The sequence below is a fragment of the Coprococcus intestinihominis genome (genome assembly GCF_040096555.1).
Taxonomy (GTDB): Bacteria; Bacillota; Clostridia; order Lachnospirales; family Lachnospiraceae; genus Coprococcus_A; species Coprococcus_A intestinihominis.
Genome location: NZ_JBBMEK010000295.1, coordinates 1 through 3,886, shown reverse-complemented (window position 1 = coordinate 3,886; position 3,886 = coordinate 1). Strand labels below are relative to the sequence as shown.

The following is a 3,886-nucleotide window of genomic DNA, read 5'->3' as shown; positions in this document are numbered from 1 at the left end:
GATCAAATAATACAGTATTCCTCTCACCCACCGCCAGATGACAGGAACCCAATATCTCATCATTTAAATAATAAAACTGACTCATTTCTAGTATCCCCTTTTATCAATATTTTTATCAACAACTATTCCGTCCTATTGATTCATCTTTTTTCTTGCATTTCTACAAATCCCAGCGGATCACCCTCTGACTTCAGGAAATGCAGCAACATATACGCACACATCATGGCGACATTCTCTTCTTTTAAAATACGGCGCACCTCTTTTTTATCTGCCAGCACAACCTGAATGTCCTCTGAGCTTTCCTCAAATCGGTTATCCGGCACACCGGAAGCATAGCCATAGACCATTCCACAGGCTTCATCCGTCATACCGACTGTTGTAAATCTCGGCTTTGTATACATATCATCCGCCGGAATCACCTGCAAATGAAGTCCTGTTTCCTCATGAAATTCTCTCACGGCCGCATCCGTCATCGCCTCCCCGGGCTCCACAAGTCCCGCCGGGAATTCATATACATAATCTCCCAGTGGATAACGATACTGTTTCACCAGCACCACCTGGTCTTTTTGTTCACCATACACACTGTAAATACTCACACCATCCGGGTCATTTCTGTGAGTCACCGCTTTCAAATCATCCGCTGACTTCGCACGGGAAGCCACATAATACTCCGAAGCCTCTCCATTGCGGTGACGCACATCCATACAAAACAAATTCAGAAAACGATGGTGGGTTTCCTGAATAATTTTCGTTATTCTATCCATATAAACCTCCCAAAAATCAACACACCATAATCATAGCATAAAAAGAACGGATAGTCAGCCAAATATCACACAAAGCTACTATCCATTCTAAAACCAATAAATATTTTACATTTTATCTGTACGAAAATTTTTTATTCTAATTCAAACGCTCCCGTATACAACTGATAATACTTGCCCTTCTCAGCAATCAGTTTTTCATGGTTGCCTCGCTCGATAATCCGTCCATGCTCAAGTACCATGATAACATCGGAGTTCTTGACTGTTGACAGTCGATGGGCAATAACGAAAACTGTACGGCCGTGCATCAGGGCATCCATACCCTTCTGAACGATGGCTTCTGTTCTCGTATCGATGGAGGATGTTGCCTCATCCAGAATCATAACCGGAGGATCGGCAACGGCTGCTCTCGCAATAGAGATCAGCTGACGCTGTCCCTGGGAAAGTCCACTTCCATCACCCTCAAGAACTGTCTGATAGCCATCCGGCAGCATTCGGATAAATCCGTCTGCGTTGGCCAGCTTTGCCGCAGCAATACATTCTTCATCTGTGGCATCCAGCTTGCCATATCGGATATTGTCCATGACCGTACCAGTAAAGAGGTTGACATCCTGAAGAACGACACCCATGGAACGGCGCAGATCGTCTTTCTTAATCTTTGTAATGTTGATGCCGTCGTAGCGGATTTTGCCGTCCGCAATATCATAGAAACGGTTGATCAGGTTCGTGATTGTTGTCTTACCGGCACCTGTTGCACCGACAAAAGCGACCTTCTGCCCCGGTTCTGCATAGAGGTTAATATCATGAAGCACCAGCTTATTTTCTTCATAACCAAAATCCACATGTTCCATGACGACATCGCCTTTTAATTCCTCATACGTCAGCGTACCGTCGCTGTGTGGATGCTTCCATGCCCAGAGACCTGTTCGTTCTTTGCATTCTACAAGCTCACCATTTTCACGCTTCGCATTGACAAGCGTCACATAACCATGATCTTCTTCCGGTTCTTCATCCAGTAATTCAAAAATACGTGTTGCACCGGCCAAGGCCATGATCACCGCATTCAACTGCTGGGAAACCTGTGCAATCGGATTGATAAAGCTTTTTGACATCGTCAGGAAGGACGCAATTGTACCAAGTGTCATCACACCGGCACCTGTCAGACTGATATTCGTCACACCGGCAATCGCAAGACTTCCACCGACTATTGCCAGCAACACATAAAGAATATTGCCCATATTGCCCATGATCGGCATCAGGATATTGGCATAAGTATTGGCCGTTGTCATACTGTCACAAAGCTCCTGATTTTTCTTATCAAAAACGGCCTTGGCTTCTTCTTCATGGCAGAATACCTTGACAACCTTCTGGCCATTAATCATTTCTTCAATATAGCCATTCACGTCACCGATATTCTGCTGCTGTTTAATAAAGTAGACACTGCTCTTTCCGGCAATGGATTTCACAATTTTTAATATGAAGAAAAGAAAAACAACGATAAACAATGTCATCCATACACTCAGATACAGCATTGAGACAAACACGGCAACAATTGTGACACAGGAAGACAACAGCTGCGGCAGGCTCTGAGAAAGCATCTGACGCAGGGCATCTGTATCATTGGTATAATGACTCATGACATCGCCATGTGTATGCGTATCAAAATATTTAATCGGCAGTGTCTGCATATGTGCAAACATATCATCTCGGATCTTCTTTAAAATACCCTGGGAAATGATGGCCATTGTTCTGTTATAGATCAGACTGGCCAGAATACCGATCACATAAATGCATGCCATCTGTACGATTGCACGAAACAGTGCATCAAATACAGGATTGGCTTCAAGAAGAAGCGGGGAAATGTAATCGTCGATCAATCTCTGAATAAACAGGGAAGACATGACATTGGCGATCGCACTGAGTAAAATGCAGATAATAACTAAAACGACACGCGTTTTATAAACACTCAGATAGCCCAGAAGCCGCTTTAACGTATTCGGGTTCACCTGTGGTCTTGACGGTTTCTTATTCATTGTCATCTTCTCCTTTCTTCTGTGATTCATATACTTCGCGATAAATATCAGAGGACTGCATCAATTCTTCATGACAACCGATTGCTTTTATCTCGCCCTCATCCAGAACAATAATCTGATCTGCATCCTCAACAGAAGCGACACGCTGTGCAATAATAATCTTTGTCGTATCCGGAATCTCCTCTGCAAACGCTTTGCGGATCGCTGCATCCGTTTTCGTATCCACCGCACTTGTAGAGTCATCAAGAATCAGGATCTTCGGCTTCTTCAAAAGTGCTCTTGCTATACAAAGTCGCTGTTTCTGACCACCGGATACATTCGTACCACCCTGTTCAATATACGTATCATAGCCATCCGGAAAAGTCTGCACAAATTCATCTGCACAGGCCAGACGGCAGACACGCTGAATATCCTCATCTGTGGCATTTTTGTCACCCCAGCGAAGATTTTCCTTGATCGTTCCTGAAAAAAGAACATTTTTCTGAAGAACCATCGCTACTTCATTACGAAGACTTTCAATATCATAATCCCGGACATCGACATCGCCGACAAGGACGCGGCCCTCTGTGACATCGTACAGTCGCGGAATCAGCTGAACAAGACTTGATTTTGATGATCCCGTGCCACCGATCACACCAATCGTCTGACCGGAGCGGATATTTAAATTCACATGATTTAATACCGGCTTATCTGCCTTCTTATTATAAGAAAAAACGACATTGTCAAACTGAATATCCCCGTTTTTCACTTCATAAACCGGATGCTCAGGATTCTTAAGTGTACTCTCTTCTGAAAGGACCTCACAGATACGCTCAGCAGATGCTCTTGCCATGATGATCATGACAAATACCATCGACAGCATCATCAGACTCATCAGAATCTGCATCGTATAAGTGAAAAGACTCATAAACTCACCGGTAGAAAGTCCAAGTGCTTCATCACCGCCGCAGGCCACAATCGCTCTGGCACCCAACCAGCAAATCAGCAACATGCATGTATAAACAGCCAACTGCATCAACGGCATATTAAAGGCCAGAATCTGCTCCGCCTTTACAAAATTCCTGTAAATATTATCGGAAACCTGATCAAACT

The 3,886-nt window shown here is 44.0% G+C and carries 3 protein-coding genes; all 3 read right to left on the bottom strand.

Features of this window, described 5'->3' with window-relative positions:
* Positions 1-140: 140 nt before the first annotated feature.
* Positions 141-764, bottom strand: a complete 624-nt coding sequence (locus WMO25_RS15940; protein ID WP_349086143.1) for an NUDIX hydrolase — start codon at positions 762-764, stop codon at positions 141-143.
* 131 nt (positions 765-895) lie between these two features.
* Positions 896-2,794 carry an ABC transporter ATP-binding protein gene (locus WMO25_RS15935; RefSeq protein ID WP_349086142.1) on the bottom strand — a complete coding sequence of 633 codons (1,899 nt, stop codon included), beginning with the start codon at positions 2,792-2,794 and terminating at the stop codon, positions 896-898.
* A partial coding sequence (locus tag WMO25_RS15930; protein ID WP_349086141.1) for an ABC transporter ATP-binding protein occupies positions 2,787-3,886 on the bottom strand: 1,100 nt, incomplete at its 5' end. The genes WMO25_RS15930 and WMO25_RS15935, both read right to left, overlap by 8 nt.

Coding starts and splice junctions, on each gene's coding strand:
- WMO25_RS15940 (WP_349086143.1), bottom strand. CDS start 764: ATGGATAGAATAACGAAAATTATTCAGGAAACCCACCATCGTTTTCTG.
- WMO25_RS15935 (WP_349086142.1), bottom strand. CDS start 2,794: ATGAATAAGAAACCGTCAAGACCACAGGTGAACCCGAATACGTTAAAG.